The organism is Fodinicola acaciae, assembly GCF_010993745.1.
Taxonomy (GTDB): Bacteria; Actinomycetota; Actinomycetes; order Mycobacteriales; family HKI-0501; genus Fodinicola; species Fodinicola acaciae.
Genome location: NZ_WOTN01000001.1, coordinates 3,064,704 through 3,088,127, shown reverse-complemented (window position 1 = coordinate 3,088,127; position 23,424 = coordinate 3,064,704). Strand labels below are relative to the sequence as shown.

Genomic DNA, 23,424 nt, shown 5'->3' with positions numbered 1-23,424 from the left:
CACTTTCGGGTACCGTCACGACACGCCGTTTTCGGGAGCCGCCATGCCAGTGGGACCCGCCAGCGGCCGGGACGTGCCCCGGTTCGCCGGCCCGGCCACCTTCGCTCGACTGCCGCGCGCCGACGAGGTCACCACCATCGACGTGGCGATCGCCGGTGTCCCGTTCGACAGTGGCGTGAGCTATCGGCCGGGTGCGCGTTTTGGACCGCAGCACATCCGGCAGTCGTCGCGGTTGCTTCGGCAATACAATCCGGAGCTGCGCACGTCGCCGTTCGACGTCCAGCAGGTCGCCGACATCGGGGATATCGTTGCGAATCCGTTTTCCATCACGGATGCGATCGGTGAGATCGAGCGCGGAGTACGCGACATTCTCGCGAGCTCGGCTGTGCCGATGTTGCTTGGCGGCGACCATACGATCGCGTTGCCGTCGCTGCGTGCGCTGCATGCGTCGCATGGGCCGATCGCGGTGCTGCATTTCGACGCCCATCTGGACACCTGGGACACGTATTTCGACGCGCCGTACACCCACGGCACGCCGTTTCGGCGCGCCTCCGAGGAAGGCCTGCTCGATCCGGAAGGCTGTTTGCACACTGGAATTCGCGGTCCGCTCTATGGCGAGTCGGATCTGGCCGACGACCGTACGCTCGGCTTCCAGGTGCTGTCCACAGTCGAGGCCGCCGATCTCGGCGTGGCCGCCAGCATCGAGAAAATCCGTACCAGACTGGGGAATCGGCCGGTCTACGTGTCGGTCGACATCGACGTGCTCGACCCGGCTTTCGCGCCGGGCACCGGCACTCCGGAGTCCGGCGGACTGCTGAGCCGCGAACTGCTCGCGATGCTGCGCGGCCTCGCCGGCGTGAATGTCGTCGGTGCCGACATCGTGGAAGTGGCGCCGGCGTACGACCACGCCGAGATCACCGGGATCGCCGCGGCTCACGTCTGCTATGAGCTGCTTTCCGTACTGTCCCTCAAAAATGCGGGTTAGTGGTCTAGGGTTTGAGGCGAGGTAGGGCCTGGGGGATAGGTGGTTGGGTTTTCTGATTGTTGCGGTTGGGTGGGTGGTTGGGTTTCGTACGCGGCAGGCCCGGCCAGAATGTGCTCAAGCAAGGCTCGCCGACGGAACGGACAAACCGGACCAGGAGCGTGGCTTGGGGGCGCCGGAGCTGCGGTGGCGTCTCGGTGGGTGGCGTGAGGGTCCAGTATGTGGGACGGAAGGTGTGTGGAACGCTAAATGTCTGGATTGCCCGGGTCGCGGATGGCATGAATGTCGAGTTTCTTGCGTCGGACGCAAGAAGCAGGGCCTTCACGCCGCGGCGACCCTCTGAGGCTGTGACGAGTGTGATTATTGAGGCTGGTAATGCTGTTGTGACTGCTAGGTTGCAACAAATGTCGGTTTTGATGTCTTGTTAAACAAGTATTAAGCAGCCAGCCCGCGTCACCCGCATTATCAGCCCCACCAGTCACGCCAGCACCACCCCGGACGCTGTGATGGCGTCCATGTCGACGGGGAGAACGAGCAAGGCCAGAAAACCCAGCCCCGCCCGCAACCGCCGCCCGCACCCCCAATGCAGATGATTGGCGTTCCCGCGCCGCCTCCCTTGAGGTCGCCCTCCGCGCAGGAGCGCGCCCGCCGCAGGGGACAAACCCACCACCCACCCAACGCAACAAACAGAAAACCCAACCACCGCACCAAAGACACCCTCAACTGACCCGCGCCGGCCTCCGCGCAAACTCCGGCGCGTGCTCCGGCCGCGGCCCGACGCCGATCAGATGAGCCGGATAGCGCCCAAGCCACGGATACCGCACGATGATCCGAGCGGCCAGCGGCACTTTCAGCTCGCCTTTCGCGGCCAGCACCGGCTCGAAAACCAGCCGGTGCAACAAACCCTGCAGCGTCTGCAGGACCCAGGTCGGATACGCGCGGCGAGCGCGGACCTTGGCGAGGTCTTTTTCCGTTACCTCACCGCGAAGCAGGCTCGGCGCGAGCAGGCGCGCGGTGGCGACGGCGTCCTGTACGGCGAGGTTGACGCCGGGGCCGCCGGCCGGGGACATCGCGTGTGCGGCGTCGCCGATGCAGAGTACGCCTGGCGCGTGCCAGCGGCGCAGGCGGTTGACTTTGATGTCGAGGAACGGCACCTGGTCCCAGGATTGCAGCGCGCTGACCGATCCAGCCAGCCAGGGGATCAGGTCGGCGATCTCCTGCCGCAGCGCGGCGATTGGCCGCTGGCGGAGTTTTTCGTTGTCGCCTTTCGGGAAAAGGTATGCGATCTGCCAGCTGTCGCCGCGGTCGATCAGCACGAACATCCGGCCGGGGAAGAACATGCCGACGCCGCCTTCGATGTCGGTGTCGTCGCCGCGCGGCACGGTCAGCCACCAGGAGTCGACCGGTACGCGGATGTCGTGCACCGGCAGTCCGGCCAGGTCGCGTACGAGCGAGTGCCGGCCGTCGCAGCCGACCGTCAGCGGCGCGTGGATCTCGCCGGTCTGGCCGGCGGCGCTGACATAGCGTACGCCGGTCACCCGGTCGCCGTCGCGCAGCAGCTCGGTGACCTTGGTTTCCATCAACAGCTGGAATTTCGGCTCGGTGGCCGCTTCGTCGGCGAGCAGGCTGAGGAAGTCCCACTGCGGGACCATCCTGACCACCTTGTGCGGCCAGTGGATGTGGCTGAAGTCGGCGAACTGTACGACCTTGCCGCCGATGGCGAAGCTCAGGATGCTCAGGTCGCGGTGCGGCACCTTGTCGAACTTCTCCGCCAGGCCGAGCTCGTCGACCAAAGTCAGCGTCGAGGGATGCACGGTGTCGCCACGGAAGTCGTGGAGGAAGTCCGGATGCTTCTCCAACACGGTGACCTCGACACCGGCTCTGGCCAGCAACAACCCGAGCACCATCCCGGCTGGACCGCCGCCGACGACCAGGCAACCGGTGCGCTGGGGAGGACTGGACACAGCACCCACCTTTGTTCGCAGCTGCGACCGCGAGTGATCCGCAGCTATCTCACCGTACAATGACCGGGCTGGCAAATCAGCGGACGGTGGGGTCGACTATCCTGACTGTGAGGCCAGTCGGGGGACGTTGGCGGTGCCATGCCGTCAAAGCGACAAGACGTCTTTTCGGATCGGTTCGCGGGGAAACGTGCCGGCCCGGTAGAATGCTTTCGCGGCCAACAGATCTTCGGCATTGGTCGCGGAACCAAAAGAGTGGGGCACGTAAATGTCGAGTGCTGGCGAGTCCGCGGTCGGCGGGGGGTTCGTCCCCGGTCCGATCGACACCACCAAGCCTTCTCATGCTCGCGTCTTCGATCTTTTCCTCGGCGGCAAGGACAACTTCGAGGTCGACCGCGCGGTTTTCAACCAGATCTCGCAATTCGCGCCGGCGTTGCCGCTGATCGTCAGGGAACAGCGGAAATGGCTGGTGCGCGTGGTGCGCTTCCTGGCCGGTCCTGCCGGTGTCGACCAGTTCCTGGACTGCGGCTCCGGGTTGCCGACCACGCAGAACACACACGAGATCGCGCAGCAGGTCAACTCCGACGCCACGGTGGTCTACGTCGACAACGACCCAGTGGTGATCGCGCACGGCAAGGCGGTGCTGGAGGAAAACGACCGGACGCATTTCATCGGTGGCGACCTGAGCCGTCCCGATCTGCTGCTCAACGACCCGGCGGTGACCGCGCACCTGGACTTCGACCGGCCGGTCGGCCTGCTGCACGTCGGCATCATGCACCTGTTCACCGAGGCGCAGCACCCCGTCGACTTCGTGAAGCAGTATCTGGACCGGCTGGCACCGGGCTCCTATTACGCGATGGCCGCGATGTGCATGCCGGAGAAGGACAGCGCCAACTACGCGCTCGGCCGCAAGGTCGAGCAGACGCTGAAAAAGGCAGCCGTCCCGTCGCTGACCCTGCGGTCGTACGCGCAGCTGCTGTCCTACGTCGACGGCCTGGAGCTGCTGGATCCCGGTCTGGTCAAGCTCAGTCAGTGGTGGCCGGACGGCCCGGCGGTGACCCGTACGCCACCGGAGGCCGACCTCGCACTCGGCGTGGTGGCGCGTAAGCCCTAGCAGGTGGCCAAGGCGACGGCGCGCTGCAGAGCCGCTTTCGCCGCGGCTGCGTTCGTACGCCGGCCGAGCCCGCACACCGCGCTCACGTCGACGGCGTGACCGAGTGCGTCCTCGGCTCGCGTCAACAGCGCCACCTGTTCCTCGTACGGCCGCTCCTCGCGGACGATCCCGGCGGCCACTCGCACCTCCGGTCCGACCTCGAGTTTTTCCAGCCCACGCAGGTAATCCAGGCCGCGCGGACTGAACATCGGGGCGTGCACGTATTCCAGCGGCCGGTCGGCCGGCCAGATTTCCCTGGCGATGTTGAGCACCGGTACGTACTGGCCGACGTGGTGCACCGTGCCCTGCGGCACGTCCTCCAGGCTGCCGAGGCACAAGTGAATGCCGAAACGCGTGCCGACCGGACTGTTGCGCGCGATGTTGGCCATGCCTTTGGCCATGTAACGCGCCGCGACCGGCCGCAGCGGACCGGCCTTGGCGGTGAGCAGCGTCTCGGCCGGCGCCTCCAACTGGAAGATCACCTGATCGCCGGCCAACTCGTGGATGCGCTGGATGCCACGCAGGCTGGCGTCCAGGAACGCCTTGCGCTGTGCGAAAGCGCGGCCGGGACCAAACGCGATGAACGCGATCACGAAGTCGGTCGGCAGGCCGACCTGGTAGGACAGCTCAGGCCGCACGTACTCTTCGCGCAGCCGCTGGAAAACCGGCCATGAGTCGACGCCGCTGGCCAGGTAGAGCAGGAAGTCGTCGAGCGGCTTCTCGTCGATCCGGTGACCGCGCCGCACCTTGTACGTGGTGCGTTTGTCCAATGTGGACCAGTCGCCGGTGCCGGTCTGCTGGAAGGCCGGATGCCGGGCGAAACCGTCGACCACCGGCTGGACGTAGTTGCGGCCGGGCTCGCCGTCCGGCAGCGACCGCAGGTGTGGTCCGGCCACGTCCAGGATGAGCCGCATCGCCTCGTCGGCCGTACGCATGTCCAGCGGCATGCTGCCGACGTGGTGGACCGCGCGTTTGCCAGCCATCTCGCTCCTCGACCCCCGCTCGATCCGGTCACCGGGAAACGAGCTTAGTCCCGCGGCGACGCGGCGCACAGCAGGCCGGCGGAACCCGACATTCTCGTGGCGCATGGAAAATCTGCCTTGTCAGATGGACATACAGAGCGGCCGCGATGAGGAGGGGGTTCTCATCGCGGCCGCTGGCCCGTGACGGTTTTGCCGCCGTCCCGCCGATCCAACACTCCACACTGGAGCAAGTCAAGAAAGCCGGACGCGGACCGCGCGTGACATCGCCCGTACGGGATGATGGCCAGGTGAGTGACTACAGGGCAGGCTTCGTGTGTCTGGTGGGCAGGCCCAACACCGGCAAGTCGACGCTGATCAACGCGCTGGTCGGCCGCAAGGTGGCGATCACCAGCAGCAAGCCGCAGACGACCCGGCACGCGATCCGCGGCATCGTGCACCGGCCGGACGCGCAGATCGTCCTGGTCGACACCCCCGGCCTGCACAAGCCGCGTACGCTGCTCGGCCAGCGGCTCAACGACCTGGTGCGGACGACCTGGTCGGAGGTCGACGCGGTGGTGTTGTGCATTCCGGCCAACGAGCCGATCGGGCCAGGCGACCGGCGGATCGCCGCCGACATCGCCGGCCTCAAGCGCGCGACGAAGTTCGCCGTGGTCACCAAGACCGACACCGTCACTCCGCCGAAGCTCGCCGAGCAGCTGATGGCCGTACAGCGGCTGGGGGAGACGGCCGGGGTCGAGTTCGCCGACATCGTGCCGCTGTCCGCGGTCGCCGGTGACCAGGTCGAGCTGTTCGCCGACCTGCTGGTCCGGCAGCTGCCCGAGTCGCCGCCGCTGTATCCGGACGGCGAGGTCACCGACGAGCCGACCGACGCGATGGTGGCCGAGCTGATCCGCGAGGCGGCGCTGGAAGGCGTACGCGACGAGCTGCCGCACTCGCTCGCCGTCACCGTCGAGGAGATGACGCCGCGCGACGACTCGGAGACGTCGCTGGTGGACGTGCACGCGACCGTCTACGTCGAGCGCAACAGCCAGAAAGCGATCGTGCTCGGCGCCGGTGGGTCGCGGATGAAGGAGGTCGGCAGCACCGCGCGCGCGGCCATCGAGGAGCTGCTCGGCCGCCGGGTCTATCTCGACCTGCACGTCAAGGTCGCCAAGGAGTGGCAGCGCGACCCGCGCCAGCTGCGCCGCCTCGGCTTCTGACGTTTGGTCGCATGGCCACCATGCGTGCGTCCAGCGCACGCATGGTGGCCATGCGACCAAACGGGGTGTTTGGGGGCGTACGTACGGTTGACAAATGCCACTTTCCCGGCCGAACGACCCGGCATCCCCGCAGGTCAGCGGAAGATCGGAAGTGGGTAGGTTGCTCAGCGTACGATGAAGCAGATCCGGTAATTGAAGTCCGCTGGTGCGTCCCGAGACGCCACTTACCAACGGGGATGCGATGACCGACAGCCCAGGCCGGCCGGCAGGCCCGCTCGCCGCCCTGCGCGGCCGGCTGTCCGGTTCCGGCGGGTTCGCCTCGGTTGGCGTGGTCGCCGTGCTGCTCGGTTCGATGCTGGCGACGGTGTTCGGCGCCGGTGCGGCCAGCCGCGTCCTCAACATCTCCGACGGCAACGTCTGGCTCTGGTCGGCCAAGAAGGGTGAGGTCGGCCGGGTCAACACCGCCTCCGGCAAGGTCGACCAGCGGGTGCCGCTCAGCGACGCGCAGGGCCACCGGGTCGAGGTCACCCAGACCGACCAGCACGTGCTGGTACGCGACCTGGACACCGGCCAGATCACCTCGCTCGACCTCAACCAGCTCGGCCACACCGCCACCGCGAAGGGCCCGCAGGGCCAGGGCGTACGCGTCGTGCTGGCCGGCGACACCGGATATCTGGTCAACAACCTGTCCGGACAGGTGCAGCAGATCAACCCGACCACCCTGGCCAGGATCGGCGCGCCGCAGACCTTCGCGGCGCCGCTGTCCGGTGGCGTGGCCGACCAGACCGGCCGCGTCTGGTTCGCCGTACCGAGCCAGGGGACCGTCGTCGCGGTCGGCAGCAGCGGCGGCGACACCGACCAGCGCGCGGCGCAGGCCGCCAACAGCGCGCCGGGTGCTCAGGTGCTCGCGACCGCCAAGGTGGCGCCGCCCAACCACGAGCTGGCGATGACCGCGTTGCGGTCCGGGTCGGCGATCATCGACACCACCGACGGCAGGGTGTCGACGGTGATCGGCAGCAAGGTCGCGTCGGTCGTCGCGACCTCGATCCGCGGTCCGGTGCTCGTGCCCGACCACACCGACGGCGTCATCCCGGTCACGCAGCCGGGTTCGCGTACGGTCTTCCTGGTCAACGGCACCTCCTTCGACAAGGTGCAGGTGCCTGGCGCCGGCCGGGCGCTCGGCGCGGCGGTGGTCTTCGGTGGCCGCGTGTACGTCGCCGACAACACCTCGCACGCCGTCCAGATCTTCGGCCTGACCGGCCAGCCGGAGCAGCCGATCTCCATCCCCGACGCCAACGGCCCGATCGAGCTGGAGGTGCGCGAGGACCACCTGGTCATCAACGCGCCCAGCTCGCCGCACGCGGTGGTGGTCGACGGCCAGGGCAACAAGCTGGACGTGGACAAATATCCGCCGGACGTGCCAGGCGCGACCGACGAAGGCGAAGGACAGGCTCCGCCGACGTCGACCCCCAACCCCACTGGCGAGCAGGGCAACAACGGCGCGCCGTCGCAGGGCAACGGCGGCCAGCCGGGTAACAACGGCAACGGCGGCCAGAACACGCCGGCGCTGACCGCGCCGGGATCGGTGTCCGGGTTGCAGGCCTCCGCCGGCAACAAGTCCGTCCAGCTGAGCTGGCGCCGGCCGAGCAGCGGCGGCGCGGTCAACTCGTACGTGATCACCGCCGAGGGTCGCTCGTCGGTCGTCGTACCGGCCAGTCGTCGGTCGGCCACCATCGACGGCCTCACCAACGGTGTCGAATACCGCTTCTCGGTGACCGCGCGAAACCGCGTCGGCAGCGGTCCGGCGACGCTGGCCAACCCGGTCACGCCGACCGGTGACGTGCCCGGCATCCCGACCAACGTCACCGCCACGCCGCAGAAGGACGGCTCCGTCCAGGTCAGGTGGAAGGACCCGCTCGACCAGGGCCCCGGCATCACCGGCCACAAGATCACCGCGACGGGTCCCAACGGAACGCAGGACTTCGACGGTGGCGTGGAGTCGACGTACACGGTCCAGCCGAACAACCTGAACTACGGCGACTCGTACACCTTCACGGTCACCGCCAACGGTCTGGTCACCTCGGGTCAGCCGAGTCAGCCGTCGGCCGCGGTCGCGCCGTACACGGTGCCGGACAAGCCGACCGTCGAGGTGAAGAACACGACGGCGACCTCGGTGACCTTCAAGTGGGGTACGCCGAAGGACAACGGCAAGGCGCTGCAGCCGTACAAGGCGGTCATCAACGGCCACGAACAGGACATCGCCGCCGACCAGACCGAGTTTCCGGTCACTGGCCTGCAGCCGGGCGCACAGGTCAAGTTCTCACTGACCGCGGTCAACGCGGCCGGCAGCAGCGACACCGCCGAGATCGACACGAAGGCCGACGATCCGGAGCCGACGATCGACGTCACCGACAAGATCAGCGACAGTTACACCAAGGCAACCGTGAAGTTCACCGTCGACTGGCACGGCGGACCGGCCGGTACGTGTGACATCACCATTGACGGGAAGAGCGCTGGCACCAGCTGCACGTCTGGATCCGTGAAGGTTGACAAGGCCAGTACGAACTACGACTTCACAATTACGGCGAAGTCGACGACCGGCAGGACCGGGAAAGTCACCGACAAGGCCAAGTCGAAGGTGTTCACGGTGACGAACAGCTGCGACTACAGTCCCGACAACGACTGCAGTCTCGGTGTCTACAAGACACCGCCGGATTCGGATCCCAATCTGGGACCGCGTACGCCGACGCGTTTCCCGAAGCACGCGAGCAAAGACGCCATGTGTTACAGCACCGGTTACCGGTCGCAGACCGGAAACCAGGTCGACGAGTACAAGAATCTCAACGGTGGCAAGGGACGCCAGAGCAACATCTGGGTCTGGACCGAGCTCGACGGCTATTCGGTCGGCGCGTACATGGACCAGTCGGACAGCGAACTCAACAACCTGCCAAAATGCTGACATGACCGTCCACAATGGAGTGATCGGGTGACCGCACCGGCACAACAGCCACCCACGCCGCAGGAAGTGCAGGGTTTCGTCGAGATATTCGACCGGGTCGTGTCCAATGTGGAGCATGCGGTGCTCGGCAAGGACCACGCCGTACGGCTCGCGCTGACCGCGCTGTTCGCCGAGGGCCACCTGCTGGTCGAGGATGTGCCCGGCGTCGGCAAGACGTCGTTGGCGCGGGCGATCGCGGCGAGCGTACGCGGCCAGTGGCGGCGCATCCAGTTCACTCCCGACCTGCTGCCCTCCGACGTGTCCGGCGTGACGATTTTCAACCAGGCCAACCGAAACTTCGAGTTTCACCAGGGCCCGATCTTCGCCAACGTGGTGGTGGCCGACGAGATCAACCGGGCCTCGCCCAAGACTCAGTCGGCGCTGCTGGAGGTCATGGAGGAGCAGGTCGTCACGGTCGACGGGGTCGGCCACAACGTGCCGCGGCCGTTCATGGTGGTGGCCACCCAGAACCCGGTCGAGATGGACGGGACGTACCGGCTGCCGGAGGCGCAGCTCGACCGGTTCCTGATGCGGATCTCGATCGGCTATCCGGACGAGCGCGTCGAGGTCGAGGTGCTGCGCGGCGCGGCCGCCGGACGCAGTGTCGACCAGCTGCGGCCGGTCACCGACACCGAGACGATCTCGCGGCTGGTGACGCTGGCCTCGCGCGTGCACATCGCCGACCCGCTCTATCTCTATTCGGTACGCCTCGCGGCGGCGACGCGGAGCCTGGACGAGGTGCGCGTCGGCGTCAGTCCGCGTGGCGCGATCTCGCTGACCCGCGCGGCGCGCGTGTGGGCCCTGTCCAAAGGACGCGCGTACGTCATCCCCGAAGACCTGAAGGAGCTGGCCGGTCCGGTGCTGGCGCACCGGCTGCTGCTCGCACCCGACGCGCAGATGCGCGGCAGCACGGCCGACGGCGTGCTGCGGCAGGCTCTGGAGGCGGTCGCGGTGCCGCAGCCGGTAGGCGCCGGGTCGGACTAGACGCTGGTGGCATCCGTGTGGCGCCGCGTCGGCGAGTTCGTGACCAGAGGCCTGACCCCGCGCGGCATCGGCCTGCCGGTGGCCTCGGCGGTGCTGGTCGGCGCCGGCCTGTTCTTCGGCTATTCCGACCTCGTGGTGCTCGGCTGTGCCGGCCTGATCGCGGCGATCGGCTCGATCGTCTGGGTCGCGTCGCGGCCGCCGCTGCGCGTCGACCGCAAGGTGGAGCCGGCGCGCGTGGCGCGTGGTCAGGAGTGCCTCGGCGTCGTACACATCCGCAACGGCTCACGCTGGCGGTCGGCGGCGTTGATCGGCTCCGACCGCTGCGCCGGTCGCGACTTCGAGGTCGACCAGCCGCTGCAGGCGATCCGGCTGTCGCCCCGCGAGGAGATCACGACGACGTACGAGGTGCCGACCCGGCGCCGCGGCATCGTCGACGTGGGTCCACTGCGGATCGCCCGCCGCGATCCACTGGGCCTGGTGCGGCTGGCCTGGCCGTACGGTCAGGCCGCGCGCGTCTGGGTGCATCCGCGCGTACATCCGCTGCTGCACGTGCCGGTCGGCACCAACCGCAGCCTGGACGGCATTGTCGACAAGGTGCAGCACGGCAGCATCACCTTCCACGCGCTGCGTGAGTACGTGGCCGGCGACGACCTGCGGCACGTGCACTGGCGTACGTCCGCGCACATCGGCCAGCTCATGGTCCGCGAGCACGTCGACACCAGCCTGCCGCGGATCGCGGTGGTGCTCGACGACCGGCCGGAGGTGTACGCCGACGAGGGCTTCGAGGACGCGGTCGACGCGGCGGCCTCGGTGGTGACCGCGGTGGTCGGCAGCGGCCTGACCGTCGACCTGCACCTGGCCAGCGGCGCGCTGATCGAAGGCGGCCCGGACATCGGCGTACAACCGCTGCTCGACCTGCTGGCCGAGGTGCAGCCGGTGACGGGTACGCCGTTTGGCTCGGTGATCCAGCGGCTGCGGCACCGGCGGCGCGGGGACACCGCGATCCTGCTGACCGGTGCGTCGGACGCGCCTGCCAGCGGCGAGCTCAACCAGGCCGCGGCGCTGTCGGAGGTCTATCCGACAGTCGTGATCGGCGCCTTCGGAGCCGGCAGTCCGCGTGCCGCGACGCTGCCTGGCGTCACGCTGATCGCGGCCGCCGACGCGGCGGCTTTCGCCGACGAGTGGAACGCGGTGCCGGCATGGTGACCTCTCGCGAAGGTGACGTTCCGCCGCCGGCGACCGCCATGAGGTCGTTGGTCAGCCGATTGGTGTCAGCTGTCGCGGTCGTGGTGGCGGTGGGGTTGGGTGTGGCGGTGCTTGGCCGGATCTACTCCGGTCTGGCGCTCTATCCGTGGGTCGCGATCGCGGCGGCGGGCGCGCTGGTGGTCGCGGTCGGCGTCAACCTGTCGCGCCTGCGGGTGATCTTCTCCGCGCTGGTCTCGCTGGTCGCCTTCATCGCGTTGACGCTGGTCGTCGTGTACGTCGTACCGTCGATGGACACGGGCTCGTACGTCGCGCTCTACCTCGGCGCGCTGCGCAACACCGGCGCGCAGGTGCTCACCGCGACGATCCCGGTGGAGGTCACGCCGGCGACTCTCGTGTTGCCGCTCGCGATCTGCTGGCTGGCGGCGGCGACCGGTGCCGAGATCGTGCTGCGCGCCGGTCGCGCGTTGCTCGGCCTGCTGCCAGCGGTGTTGGCGCTGGTCGCGGCGCTCGTCCTGATCGGGCCGAACGCGCCGGGCTCGGTGCCGGCGATGCTGGCCTTCATCTTCGTGGCGGCGGTCGCGCTGGCGGCCTCACGGCCGAGCGGCGGCGTACGGCGTGCGGTCCGGCACCGACTGCGCGCCGGCGTGAGCGCCCTGCTCGCGGTGATCATCTTCGTCGGCGCGGTGATCGTGGTCGGCCCGGCGATCGCCGACCTGCGCAGCGGTGACCCGGTCGACCCGCGCAAGTACGTGACGCCGCCGCAGCAGCGGCTCGACCAGGTCAACCCGCTCGGCGAGATCTCCGGCTGGGCTCAGCGCCCCAACGACGTGCTGCTGCGGGTGGAGAGCGCGGCGCCACAGCGCATACGGCTGGCCGTGCTGGACAACTATGACGGCCTGGCGTGGACGCCGTCGTCGGCGTACCGGTCGGCCGGCAGTGTCCTGCCGACGATCGCCGGCGCGAGCGGACCGGTGCAGAGCGTACGACAACGGATCACCGTCGTCGGACTCAACGGCCTGTGGCTGCCTGCGGTCGACGCGCCGCGGCAGCTGACCGGTGTGCAGGCCTCCGTCGACGACACCGGCTGCCTCGTACGTCCGCAGGGTTTGCAGCCGGGCCTCACGTACACGGTCACCTCGGAGGTGCGCGAGGTGCCGGCCAGCCAGCTGGTCACCGCGGACACGCCGACGACGGGCGAGGTGGCCGCCGACCTGACGGTGCCGGCAGGCACGCCGCCGACGCTGGTGGCGCTGGCGCAGGCGATGACCAAGCAGGCCAACACGCCGTACCAGCGAGCGCTGCTGTTGGAGCGACGGCTGAAGTCGATGTATGCGTTCGATCCGAACGCCGCCAGCGGACACGGCTTTGCCACGCTGCGGTTTTTTCTCACCGCCAAGAACGGGAAACGCGGCACCTCCGAGCAGTTCGCCGCGTCTTTTGCCTTGCTGGCACGGATTATCGGCCTGCCGACGCGTGTCGTGGTCGGGTTTCACGCCGGCAACAACGTCGGCAAGGGCAGCTGGGTGATCCGCAGCGGAGACGCCTTTGCCTGGCCGGAGGTGTATTTTTCCGGCGCAGGCTGGGTGGCCTTCGACCCGACGCCGACGACCAGCGCGACGAAGCCGCCGCAGGAGGCGCTGACCCCGCAGGCCAAGAAGGACCAGCAGGTCAAGCAGCAGCAGCTGGACGATTTGCAGGGACCGCAGGGAAAGAAGGGGCCGGGCCAGGATCCGGACGTGCCGCGGCCGCCGGCGCCGCTCCTGCTGCGCCTCTGGCCACTGTGGACGGTGCTCGCGGTTTTCCTTGTGTTCGCCGGCATTTGCACGGGTCTGGCGTACGCGCGTCGGCGTCGCAGCCACGCGCGGCTGACCGCGCGCGATCCGGCCGCGCGGATCGTCGGCTCCTGGGCCGAGGTGCTCGACGCGCTCCGGCTCGACCGCCGCCGGCCGCCGCCGCACCTGAGCGCCACCGAGATCGCGACCTGGGCCGTACGCACCGCGGATCAGGCCGGTGTCTCGGATGATCCGGACGACGTTTTCGGCGGCCTGCCGCCGCTGCAGCCGTTGGCCGACCTGGTCAATGGCGTCAGCTTCTCGGCCGGCTCGGCGGTCGAGGCGGATGCGGCGCGCGCGGTGGCGTTCGCGCAAGGGTATGAGTCGGCGTTGCTGCGGCATCGCGGGCGGTTGCGTCGCCTGTGGTGGCGCGTCAATCCGCGGCCGCTGACCTGGTCCTGATAGTAGTTTGTCATTTCTCGTCGGCATGTCGTTGTTTGGCGCTCAAGTGCGCCCTGGAGCATCCGGCGTGGGGACACCGCAAGGTATGGGCGATGGTCCGCCACGACGGCCACGTCGTATCCGAGGCCACCGTCCTGCGGCTACTGCGGGACGAGGGCCTGATCCTGCCCGCGCATTACCAGCGGGAACGCCGCAAGCTGGCCGAACGCAGGAACGCGGCGTTCGCGGCTGAGCCGACCGGCCCGAACCGGGTGTGGCAGCTGGACTTCAGCGAGTTCGAGACCACCGCCGGCGGCACGTGGTGGCTGGCCGGCTGCCGGGACTACTGGTCGAAGTGCGAGGTCGACCCCGACACCGGTGAGCCACTGCCGGTGGTCACCATCGTCACCGACAACGGCGGGCCGTTCCGCTCGTTCCGATTCGAAGCGTTCATCACCGCCCACCCCGAGCTGGCGCACGTCCGTACCCGGGTCAAGTCGCCCGGGCACAATCGGGTCACGCGAGCGCGGGTTCGGCACGCTGAAATACGAGCGGCTCTGCATCGACGAAATCGACGACGCACTCATCCTCGCCAAGCGCGCCGAGGACTACCGGCGCGAGTACAACCAGATCCGCCCTCACGAAGCCATCGCCTGGAACCGACGCGAGAGGTGCACCTGGGCCTGGCCGACCCCACCGCCCCGACATTTCAAACAAAGAAAATCCTGCCAACTCCTTGACGCGGGGCAGAGAAAATGGCCATTCGCGGATGCGTTGTGGCGTGGTTTTGTCGGTGTGGCCGGTATTATTGGAGGCATGACCACTCCTTCCGTCGCCACCGCGCCAGTCGGTGACCCATGGCCGGAAGGAGACGCGAATGTGCTGGCCGCGATGCTGCGTGTCGCCGAGCGGGAGTATCGCAAGGCCGCGGCGCGGGTGTTGAATATCGTGAAGGCGATTGAGCATAAAGAGGCGTACGAGCAGCTGGAGGCGAAAAACATCCAGCAGCTGTTGGAAGACCAGTTGCTGCTCTCCCCGACCGAGGCCAGTCGCCGGGTGCAGCGCGCTCGCGCGTTCTGTCCGGGCATGGCGTTGACCGGTGAAATGTTGGCGCCGAAGCTGGACATCGCCGCCGAGGCGGTGCGCCGCGGGCGATCTGGCTGATTCGCAGTTGGACGCGATTCGTACGGTGATCACGAGGTTGCCGGCGCATGTGGATTTCCAGCAGCGGCGTGAGGCTGAGGCGGCGATGGTCGAGGGTGCCAAGCATATGGATGCTGGTCGTCTCTATCGGCTCGGCACCCGTTTGCATGCCTATCTGGACCCGGACGGCGCGGCGCCATCGGAGAAAGAAGACGCCAAGCCGCGTCGTGAATTGCATCTGCACACCGGCCGCGACGGCCGCCTCGCGCTGCGCGGCATCCTCGACGCGGAGACAGGTTGCTTGTTGCAGGAAGTGTTGTCCCCACTGGCAAAGCCGGAAGGTGAGGACGGCAAGCCCGATCCTCGGTCAGCCGCCGAGCGTAACGGTGACGCGCTGGCCGACATTCTCAACCTCGTGGCTGATGCGGGGAAGTTGCCGATCCAGGGCGCGGAGCGGCCGCCCCTGACCGTCACCATCTCCTGGGAAATGCTCCGCGACTGCCTGGGTGTGGCGCGCGCGTACGAAGGCCTGACCATCAGCCCCGAAACGGCCCGGCGCTTGGCCTGCGACGCGGACATTATTCCGGTCATCCTCGACTCCGAAGGGCGTACCGCTGGACGTGGGCCGCAAGGAGCGGCTGGCCGGTCCAGAGTTGCGGAAAGCGTTGATCGCACGAGACAAAGGCTGCACCCGGCCCGGATGCACCCGACCAGTCCGGCACACGAGACATCACATTGTGTCGTGGGTCGATGGTGGCACCACCTGCCTGGAAAATTGCACGCTGCTCTGCGACCGCCATCATCGCGAAATTCACCACACCAACTGGACCATACGGATAAACAACGGCCACCCGGAGTTCATCCCACCACTCGATGTGGACTACGAGCAAAAGCCGCTCCGAAATACCTACCACCTGTACGGCTGAACCGAACAGGTGGACCACCAACCAACAACACAAACGCTTGCTTCCTCGCCTCAGCAACCAAAAGCTGAGACGAGGCGCAGGCTTCCAAGTATTACCGCGATATGGGTCGTCGAACGGACCTTTGGCTGGTTGATCCGCAACCGCCGCCTGGCCCGCGGCTACGAACGTCTCACCAAAAATTCCGAAACCATGATCAAATTGGCGATGATTCGACCCTAGTTGGAGCGGCGGTGCGTACACACCTGGTCGGCGGCGGCCAGGTTGTTGACGCTCAGGAACGCGCCGACGGTGAAGCAGTAGTCGACCGTCTCGTCCAGGCCGGCGAGCTTGAACGAGGTCGCCGGGCCACTGGTCTTGGTGTCCGGATGCGCGCCGGCTTCCTGCCGCACGTACGTGATCAGGTAGCTCGCCCGGCCGTCGGTGTGATCTTTCCAGGTCAGCACCACGATGCCGCCCTGGTCGTCGATCTTGATGTCGGTCGGCGCGTTTGCCTTGGTCAGCGTGATCGGCGACGGTGTCGGGTCGGTGCTCGGCCGCAGCAGTGAGCCGCCGCCGAGCACCGCCACGACCGCGAGTCCGAGCACCAGGCCGATGATCGCGGCGACCAGCAGGGGCACACCGATGCCTCGGCGGCGCGGTGGCTGCTCGTCCTGCTTTGGCGCCACAGGAGGTGTCGACGGCGCCGGTGAGTACGGCGCGTACGACGGCTGCGGCGTCGCCGAAGGTGGCGGCGGTGCGTACGACGGTGGCGGCGCGTACGACGGTGGCGGCGTCGCCGGTGGTGGCGGTGGCCCGGCGGGGGAGGACACGGCCGGCGGTGACGATGCCGGCGGCGCGGCCCACGGCGACGTGCTCGGCGGCACCGAGGTCGGTTCGACGACCGGCGCCGCGGTCGAGACCGTCGCGTCACCTGGACGTACGGGTGCGCTGGCTCGCGGCACCCCGGTCGACTCCTCGCGCCGCGACACCACCGTACGGTCAGGATCGGGGCCAGCCATCGGCGTCGCCGGCGGCGCGCTGCTCGGTGACCACGGATCGGTCGCGTAGTCCTGCGGCGACCAGCTCGGCGGCGTCCAGGCCTGCTGGCCCTTGGCCGGCCCGTCACGCAGCGCCTGCGCGAACTCCAACGCAGTCGCATGCCGCTGTTGCTCGTCCTTGGACATCGCCTTGACCAGCTCGGCCTCGAGCCAGCCGGGTACGTCGTCGCGCGGCAACGGCGGCACCGGCGCGGTCAGTACGCGCAGCCGGAACTGGACGGCGTCCTGCACCTGTTCGCTGGTGTCGATGAACGGCGCGCGGCCGGCCAACAGGTGCCAGAGCGTCGAGGCGAGGCTGTAGATGTCGGACCGGAACGACTGCGGCCGGCGTTCCAGCGCCTCCGGCGAGGCGTGGTATGGCGTGAGCTTGTCCAGTGTGTACGTGCTGGACATGTCGTTGGCGGCGCGCGAGATGCCGAAGTCGGTCAGCGCCGGCCCGAAGCGCGAGCGCAGGATGTTGGGCGGCTTCACGTCGCGGTGGATGATGCCCACACCGTGCGCCGCCTGCAGCGCCTCGCCGATCTTGATGCCGATGTCGACGACCTCGCCGACCGGCCGTGGACCGTGTTTGCGCAGGATCTCCGCGTACGATCCGCCTTCGCAGTACTCCATGACGATGTACGGGTTGCCGGTCGCGGTGGTGCCGGTGTCGATGATCGACACGATGTGCGGATGGCTGGACAGCCGTACGGTCAGGTCGAGCTCGCGCTGGATGTGGTGCGAGGTGGTCTGCTCGTCGACCGTCAGCACCTTGATCGCCACGACCCGGCCGACGCGCTCCTGGACGCCGCGGTAGATCAGCGCCGAGCCGCCGTGCGCGAACAGCTCCAGCTTGCCGTAGCCGCTGATGCCGGCGGCCGGACCGTCGTCCTCCGGCGTCGCACCAGGCGGCGGGCCAGATGGTGGCGTCGGCGCAGGTGGTGGCGCACCTGCCGGCCGCCACGGACCGGGTGGACCCGCTGCCGGTCCGCCGTGTCCACCCGTGCTCATGTGCTCATTGTGCCGTGACACGCCGGCTGGTGACCGGCGTGTCACGACAATGCCGTCAGCGAGGCGTCCGCGGTGGCCGCTCGCCGCCACATCCGGCTGCCGGCAGCGGCTCGCCGTACGCCTGCCAGGACGGGATGACGCCGGTCCAGCCGGGCAGGTCGCGGTCCTCCTCGGGGTCGAGCGGCGGTCCCTCGCGGCGCTTGACGGAGAAGATCTCGATCGGCAGCCGCCAGATGCCGGTCTCGCGCACCTCCGCCGGCGTCGGTGGCCGTACGTCCGTCCAGCGTCCCGGCACGACGTGGTCGACGACCGCGCGCAGGGCCGCCCGCACCAGATCGGGTTGCTCGATCCGCACTGGCCTGCCGTGGACGGCGACGGACCGGTAGTTCATCGAGTGATAGCGGGCCGAGCGGCCGAGTACGACCCCGTCGAACAGAGTCGCGGTCACACAGACCGCGCTGTCGTTGCGGAAGTCGCGGAACAGGCCGGCGGCAGCCGATCCGTGCAGCACGAGGTCACGCTCGAGCCGTCCGTGTGCCATCGGCAGCACCACCGGTGCGTCGTCACGGACGGTGGCGACGTGGCACAGCGGCGCCGCGTCGAGGATGTCGGCGGCGTCCTGCCAGTCGTACGACGCGCGCTGCGATTTGCGGCGTACGAGCGCTCTGGTGTCGGTCATGGCTGCCACGCTATGCGCAACTGGTGCACAATTATGCTCCAGTCTCGTGGACGTTGAGTGCACCAGTCGCGACCTGCTGCTCAGGCTGGATCCAGCGGAAGGTCGGCGGAGTGGCATCGAGGCGGCGTTGCGCGCGGCGATCCGGTCGCGCCAGCTCAGCGTCGGTGCCGTGCTGCCGTCGACACGCGCGCTGGCCGGCGACCTCGGAGTCGCGCGGCGTACGGTGCTCGCCGCCTATCAGCAGCTCGCCGCGGAGGGCTATCTGCACTGCCGGCAAGGAGCGCCGACACGGGTCGCGTGGACGCCGCCGGCTCAGCCGCGGGCTCACGATCGGCGGCCGCGGACACCGCGCTGGGACCTGACGCCGGGATCGCCGGACGTGTCGGCCTTTCCGCGTACGGCCTGGCTCGCGGCCATGCGCAGGGTCGTCCGCGACGCGCCGCACGACACATTCGGCTATGGCGATCCGCGTGGACAGGCAGAGCTGCGAGCGGCGTTGAGCGAATACCTCGGCCGCGTACGCGGTGTCGTCACGGACTCGGCCCGCATGCTGGTCTGCGCTGGCTTCAACCAGGCGCTGCGACTGGTGTGCGACACGCTGCGCGAACGCGGCGTGACGACCTTCGCGGTCGAGGATCCGTGTTCGCCGCTGTATCGCGAAATCGTCGCCGACGCCGGCCTGTCCGTGCACTCGGTGCCGTGCGACGGCGAAGGACTGCGCGTGGACCTGCTCGCCGGCAGCGCGGCTGGCGCGGTGCTGGTGACGCCCGCGCATCAGTATCCGAGCGGCGCCACGATGTCGGCCGACCGGCGTACGGCCCTCGCGCGATGGGCTCGCGAGCGTGGTGCGTACGTCGTGGAGGACGACTATGACGGAGAGTTTCGCTATGACCGGCATCCGGTCGGCGCGCTGCAGGCGCTCGACCCCGAGTGGGTCGTTTATGCCGGTACGGCAACGAAAACACTGGCGCCGGCGCTCCGGTTGGGCTGGCTGGTCGCGCCAGGCGGACTGATGCCGGCGTTGCTGCGGCGCAAGGAACGGCTCGACCGTGGTGGCGCGAGCGTCGACCAGTTGGTGCTGGCCGAGCTGATCCGCTCCGGCGACTTCGATCGCCACGTCCGCCGCTCGCGGGTCGCCTACCGGCGCCGGCTGGACCGGCTGCGCGCGCTGTTTCCGCAGGTCATAGGCACCGCAGCCGGGTTGCAGGTGATGCTGCCGCTGGCCATTTCCGAGGCGCGCGTGCTCGCGCGTGCTCGCCGGCGGGGACTCGCCTTGCGAGCGGTCGGACCGTACTGCTCGCGGCCAGCCGATCCGGGGCTGATCATCGGCTTCGGCACGCCACCGGCGCACGCGTACGAGCCGGCGCTGGCCGCGTTGGCCGAGACGGTCAGGACTTCATGATCCTGTCGACGAGCGTACGCTGCGGCTCGCTCAGCTGGGTCTCGCCGGCGGTGTGGTGCCGGCCGTCGTCGGTGCTGATCTCGTACGTGTAGCGGTCCGCATAGCCGGGCACCAGGCCGGCGGCGCGCGGCGGACCGTCCGGCTGGTCGATCGGCGTCAGGCCGGCCCGCTCGACCAGGCCGGCCAGCTCGGGGTCGTCGGCGGTGTCGGCCGACCTCTCCAGCCGCAGGCCGGCCATCCCACCGGTGCGTACGACGGTGATCTTCATCGGCTACCCCCTGGAGTCAGCCTGCCACGCGCTGGCGGACTCTGTCGATGACACCGCACGACAGGGTCGTCACGAGCACGGCCGTGGCCGCACCGGCGAGCAGCTTGAGCTCCGGATAACCAGGTGTCGCAAACGTGATCAGGGCGCCGGCTGCGGCACCGACCAGCAGCGCGCCGCCGATTTCCGCGATCGACGCGAGCCGATTGCCAGGCGTACGGGCGAAAGCCTCACGCACGCCGTACGCGCAGGCGAATCCGGCGATCACCAGACCGGCCAGCGCGGCGACGATCTCGGCGATCCGCGAGCCGAAACTCAGGCCATAGCGCAGCGGCAACGCCGGCACCGCGAAGAGCAGGATCAGCCAGCGAAACGACGTGGCGATCGTGTCGACGCCGATGCCAGGCCGCCCTGGCGTACGCCGGACGAGCCTCGCCGCCACGAGGACGACGGCCGCGACGATCGCTCCAGGCAGCTGTGCCGGCAGGTGCCCGAGGTTGTAGAGCAGCGCGGTGTCGTAGACGACCAAGACGAGATATCCGAGTGCTCCAGCCGAAATCGCGAAGATGAGCAGGCCGACGAGGTCGACCGCCTCTTCTGTCGATCCGCCTTTTCGGTGTGCCAGCGCGACAACGGCGATCATCGAGATCACCCGGATGACGATGTCGGCGATCGTGTACGGATTGTGCAGCGACCACTCGATCAGGCAGAAGGTGGCCGTCCACGAGACCGCGGTTGGCGCGACCAGATGCGAGGCGCTGATGCCGTACCAGCGACAGACCGTCAGATAAGCGAAAACGACGAACGGCAGCTCCAGGAATGCCTGCACGTTGAGGACGGTCGGAGCCAGGAGGTGCGGCAACGGAAAGGCATTTGCGAGCGCGTCGACGAATGGTCCGCGGGCCAGGTCGAACCAGCCGGCCGGCAGATAACGCGCGACAAAGCTTGGGTCGCCGCCATGGACGCGTACGACGTAGATGGTGAACAGCAGTTGGTTGAGGAAGATCAGCGCTGTCACGCCAAGGAGCCAGATCGCCGGCCGTCCGCGGCCTTCGCCGGTGACGGGCCGTGAGCCGAGCAATAGACCCGCGACCGTCGCCGCGACGATGACCAACGCCAATGCCATCCCGCCAGCATCCACGACCCGGCAAGCGAAGTCGGTTGGCAGGTGTGTCATGGTGCCGGCGAGGGATGTGGCCAAGGAGGCGATGACGTGATCGAGGTTTCTGGTGGTCGGCTCGCGTACGAGGAGGCCGGCGACGGTCCGGACGCGGCGGTCTTCCACCAGTACAACGGGGTGACGGCGAGTGGAGCGCTCGCGCAGGCGGTGGCGCGACATTTTCGCGTCAAAGCAATCAATCCGCGTGGCATCGGTGAGTCAGGGCCGGTACGCGACGACGGTGACCTGACGATGAGTGGGTTCGTCGAGGACCTGGTGGCGGCGCGGAAGGCGCTCGGCGTCGAGAAATGGGTGCTGGCTGGGTCGTCCACCGGCGGCATGGTGGCGCTGCAGGTCGCCCTGGCCGATCCGGACGGCGTGGCCGGGCTGGTGCTGGTCGGCACGGCGGCGAGCCGGCGGTTCATGGAGGGCAGCATGTATGACCCCAACGGTCCCGACGCGGCCGAGTTTGGCATGCGGATGCGGGAGTTGATGGCCAATGGCGACACCGAGGCATACATGGAGGCGGTTTTTCGCGCCAGTGTCTACGATCCGGAGCGTACGCCGCAGCCGCCGGAGTTTGGCGCCGGCGGATTTTCCATGCCGCGGATGATGGCCTTCGGTCAGTCGGTCGCCGGCTTCGACGTCGAGGACCGGCTGGGGGAGATCAGCTGTCCGGCACTGGTGATCTGCGGCCGGCAGGATCCGCAGTGTCCGTTGCCCAACAGCGAGCGGATCGCCGCCGGCATTCCGGCTGCTGAGCTGCGGATTTTCGAGGAATGCGGTCATTTCCCGTACTGGGAACACGCCGAGCAGTTCCGCGCCGCGATCGACGCCTGGTCCACCCGCCTCAACTGACCGACAGGTGGTCAGGAAATCGAGTGTGGAAACTAGGGTCTGTTTCGAAACAGGCCCTGGGGGCACCTGTCGCGGCGAAAGTGCCCCAGTTTCCACATTCGATCCGGACATCTTCAGACCGAAAACCGTGGTCAGGACTTGGGTTGGACGCCGACGCCGGTCCAGGCGTTGGCGACGGCGGACGCGAGCTTGTCGCCGTTGGGCAGCGTGTGCGCGACGCGTACGGTCACACCGGCGAACGTCGCGAAGTCCAGGCTGCCGTCCATCGCCGGGTCGAGCAGCGCCGCATACCAGACCTTGCCGGCGGTTTCCCAGGCGTGGCCACCAAGTGCGACGGACGCGTCGTGGAAGGCCTTGTTGGGGATGCCGGAGTTGATGTGTACGCCGCCGTTGTCGTCCTGCGTGTGGACGTATTTCGACATGTGCGCCGGCTGCGGGTCCTTGCCCAGCTGCGGGTCGTCGTACGCGGTGCCCGGCGCGGCCATCGAACGCAGCGCGATGCCGTGGAAGTCCGGCCCCAGGATGTCGTTGCCGATCAGCCAGTCGGCCTGCGTGACGTCCTGGCCGAGCGCATACTGTTTCACCATGGAGCCGAAAACGTCGGAGATCGACTCGTTCAGCGCGCCCGGCTGGTCCTGGTAGAGCAGGCCGGAGGCCTCGTCGGCGGACACGCCGTGGGTCAGCTCGTGGCCGACCACGTCCAGAGATTTGGTGAAGTTGACGAAAATGCTGCCGTCACCGTCGCCGAACACCATCTGGGTGCCGTCCCAGAAGGCGTTGTCGTACTTCTGTCCATAGTGGACGGTCGCGAGCAACGGACCGCCGGCGCCGTCGAGCGCGTTGCGGCTGTGGACGTCCAGGTAGTACTTGAAGACCGCGCCGAGCTTGTCGTACGCCTCGTTGACGGTCTCGTCGGTGGCCGGCGGATCCCCCTCGGCGCGGATCGGCGTGCCGGGCAGGTCCTCGCTGCCCTGCGCGTCGCTGATCCGGCGCTCCAGGTGCGGCTGGTCGGGGAGAGCGCCGCGCAGCTGTGGCTTGCGGTCCTGGTCGCGCATCCGCGCGTCGATGGCGAGCGTGGCGGCGGCGATGTCGCGCAGGGCCGCGTCGGCGTTCTGGCCGAGTCGGTTGACGATGTGCGGTGGAAGGATGCAGTTAACGGTACGCATACACCACAGTTACACATGGTGACGCTCGAGCGCAACCGTCCGAACGGATTAGTGCACTCCAGGGAAGCCGCTCGGGCCCTGTGACACCGCGGCTTTTAAGGCCGCGCCGGATTCGCCGGC

At 68.3% G+C, this 23,424-nt stretch carries 19 protein-coding genes and 1 pseudogene; 13 read left to right on the top strand and 7 right to left on the bottom strand.

What is annotated here, in order from left to right:
• The first annotated feature begins 43 nt into the window (after positions 1-43).
• Positions 44-985: an agmatinase gene (speB, locus tag GNX95_RS14600; RefSeq protein ID WP_163507608.1), complete on the top strand. Its 942-nt coding sequence runs from the start codon at positions 44-46 to the stop codon at positions 983-985.
• A 716-nt stretch (positions 986-1,701) separates the two neighbouring features.
• Here the strand turns inward: speB and GNX95_RS14595 are convergent.
• Positions 1,702-2,946 carry an FAD-dependent oxidoreductase gene (locus GNX95_RS14595; protein ID WP_281356909.1) on the bottom strand — a complete coding sequence of 415 codons (1,245 nt, stop codon included), beginning with the start codon at positions 2,944-2,946 and terminating at the stop codon, positions 1,702-1,704.
• A gap of 265 nt (positions 2,947-3,211) precedes the next feature.
• On the opposite strand from GNX95_RS14595, the gene GNX95_RS14590 reads away from it, so the two are divergent.
• Complete coding sequence (locus GNX95_RS14590; RefSeq protein WP_163507607.1) at positions 3,212-4,057, top strand: SAM-dependent methyltransferase; 846 nt, start codon at positions 3,212-3,214, stop codon at positions 4,055-4,057.
• Here GNX95_RS14590 and GNX95_RS14585 read toward each other — a convergent pair.
• A complete protein-coding gene (locus tag GNX95_RS14585; RefSeq protein ID WP_163507606.1) occupies positions 4,054-5,079 on the bottom strand; it encodes a hypothetical protein in 1,026 nt (341 codons plus the stop codon). The genes GNX95_RS14590 and GNX95_RS14585 overlap by 4 nt on opposite strands.
• A gap of 287 nt (positions 5,080-5,366) precedes the next feature.
• Between GNX95_RS14585 and era the strand changes: the two genes are divergently transcribed.
• From era to GNX95_RS43180, 9 genes and pseudogenes are all read left to right on the top strand, one after another.
• Complete coding sequence (gene era / locus GNX95_RS14580) at positions 5,367-6,278, top strand: GTPase Era (protein ID WP_246281602.1); 912 nt, start codon at positions 5,367-5,369, stop codon at positions 6,276-6,278.
• A 241-nt stretch (positions 6,279-6,519) separates the two neighbouring features.
• Entirely contained in the window at positions 6,520-9,237 is a 2,718-nt protein-coding gene (locus GNX95_RS14575; RefSeq protein WP_163507604.1) for a fibronectin type III domain-containing protein, read from the top strand.
• Positions 9,238-9,264: 27 nt separating this feature from the next.
• Complete coding sequence (locus GNX95_RS14570) at positions 9,265-10,260, top strand: AAA family ATPase (protein ID WP_163507603.1); 996 nt, start codon at positions 9,265-9,267, stop codon at positions 10,258-10,260.
• Positions 10,261-10,266: 6 nt separating this feature from the next.
• Positions 10,267-11,466: a DUF58 domain-containing protein gene (locus GNX95_RS14565; protein WP_222853576.1), complete on the top strand. Its 1,200-nt coding sequence runs from the start codon at positions 10,267-10,269 to the stop codon at positions 11,464-11,466.
• Positions 11,460-13,700, top strand: a complete 2,241-nt coding sequence (locus GNX95_RS14560) for a transglutaminase TgpA family protein (RefSeq protein ID WP_163507602.1) — start codon at positions 11,460-11,462, stop codon at positions 13,698-13,700. Before GNX95_RS14565 ends, GNX95_RS14560 begins: the two co-directional genes overlap by 7 nt.
• Positions 13,661-14,419 (top strand): IS3 family transposase, encoded by a 759-nt coding sequence (locus tag GNX95_RS43185; RefSeq protein WP_343034848.1) that lies wholly within the window; start codon positions 13,661-13,663, stop codon positions 14,417-14,419. The genes GNX95_RS14560 and GNX95_RS43185 overlap by 40 nt, the downstream gene beginning before the upstream one ends.
• A 76-nt stretch (positions 14,420-14,495) precedes the next feature.
• Positions 14,496-14,843, top strand: a complete 348-nt coding sequence (locus tag GNX95_RS14550) for a hypothetical protein (protein ID WP_163507601.1) — start codon at positions 14,496-14,498, stop codon at positions 14,841-14,843.
• Positions 14,844-14,868: 25 nt separating this feature from the next.
• Positions 14,869-15,816, top strand: coding sequence for a DUF222 domain-containing protein (locus GNX95_RS14545; RefSeq protein ID WP_246281600.1), 948 nt, complete (start codon positions 14,869-14,871; stop codon positions 15,814-15,816).
• An 11-nt stretch (positions 15,817-15,827) separates the two neighbouring features.
• Positions 15,828-15,967, top strand: a pseudogene (locus GNX95_RS43180) (transposase); the annotation flags it as partial.
• On the opposite strand, the gene GNX95_RS14535 reads toward GNX95_RS43180, so the two are convergent.
• Positions 15,964-17,775: a protein kinase domain-containing protein gene (locus tag GNX95_RS14535; protein WP_163507599.1), complete on the bottom strand. Its 1,812-nt coding sequence runs from the start codon at positions 17,773-17,775 to the stop codon at positions 15,964-15,966. The pseudogene GNX95_RS43180 and the gene GNX95_RS14535 sit on opposite strands and share 4 nt — an antisense overlap.
• A gap of 55 nt (positions 17,776-17,830) precedes the next feature.
• Positions 17,831-18,454: a pyridoxamine 5'-phosphate oxidase family protein gene (locus tag GNX95_RS14530; RefSeq protein ID WP_163507598.1), complete on the bottom strand. Its 624-nt coding sequence runs from the start codon at positions 18,452-18,454 to the stop codon at positions 17,831-17,833.
• 46 nt (positions 18,455-18,500) lie between these two features.
• Here GNX95_RS14530 and pdxR point away from each other — a divergent pair, with 46 nt between their 5' ends.
• On the top strand, positions 18,501-19,856 hold the full coding sequence (pdxR, locus tag GNX95_RS14525) for a MocR-like pyridoxine biosynthesis transcription factor PdxR (RefSeq protein WP_246281599.1): 1,356 nt from the start codon (positions 18,501-18,503) through the stop codon (positions 19,854-19,856).
• On the opposite strand, the gene GNX95_RS14520 is transcribed toward pdxR, so the two are convergent.
• The gene (locus tag GNX95_RS14520; RefSeq protein WP_163507596.1) at positions 19,843-20,124 is read right to left on the bottom strand and encodes a protealysin inhibitor emfourin; all 282 of its coding nucleotides are present in this window, start codon (positions 20,122-20,124) and stop codon (positions 19,843-19,845) included. The genes pdxR and GNX95_RS14520 overlap by 14 nt on opposite strands.
• 16 nt (positions 20,125-20,140) lie before the next feature.
• Positions 20,141-21,247 (bottom strand): hypothetical protein, encoded by a 1,107-nt coding sequence (locus tag GNX95_RS14515; RefSeq protein WP_163507595.1) that lies wholly within the window; start codon positions 21,245-21,247, stop codon positions 20,141-20,143.
• Between the two features lie 87 nt (positions 21,248-21,334).
• On the opposite strand from GNX95_RS14515, the gene GNX95_RS14510 reads away from it, so the two are divergent.
• Positions 21,335-22,138, top strand: coding sequence for an alpha/beta fold hydrolase (locus GNX95_RS14510; protein WP_163507594.1), 804 nt, complete (start codon positions 21,335-21,337; stop codon positions 22,136-22,138).
• A gap of 131 nt (positions 22,139-22,269) precedes the next feature.
• On the opposite strand, the gene GNX95_RS14505 is transcribed toward GNX95_RS14510, so the two are convergent.
• The gene (locus tag GNX95_RS14505; RefSeq protein ID WP_163507593.1) at positions 22,270-23,304 is read right to left on the bottom strand and encodes a M4 family metallopeptidase; all 1,035 of its coding nucleotides are present in this window, start codon (positions 23,302-23,304) and stop codon (positions 22,270-22,272) included.
• Between the last annotated feature and the right edge of the window lie 120 nt (positions 23,305-23,424).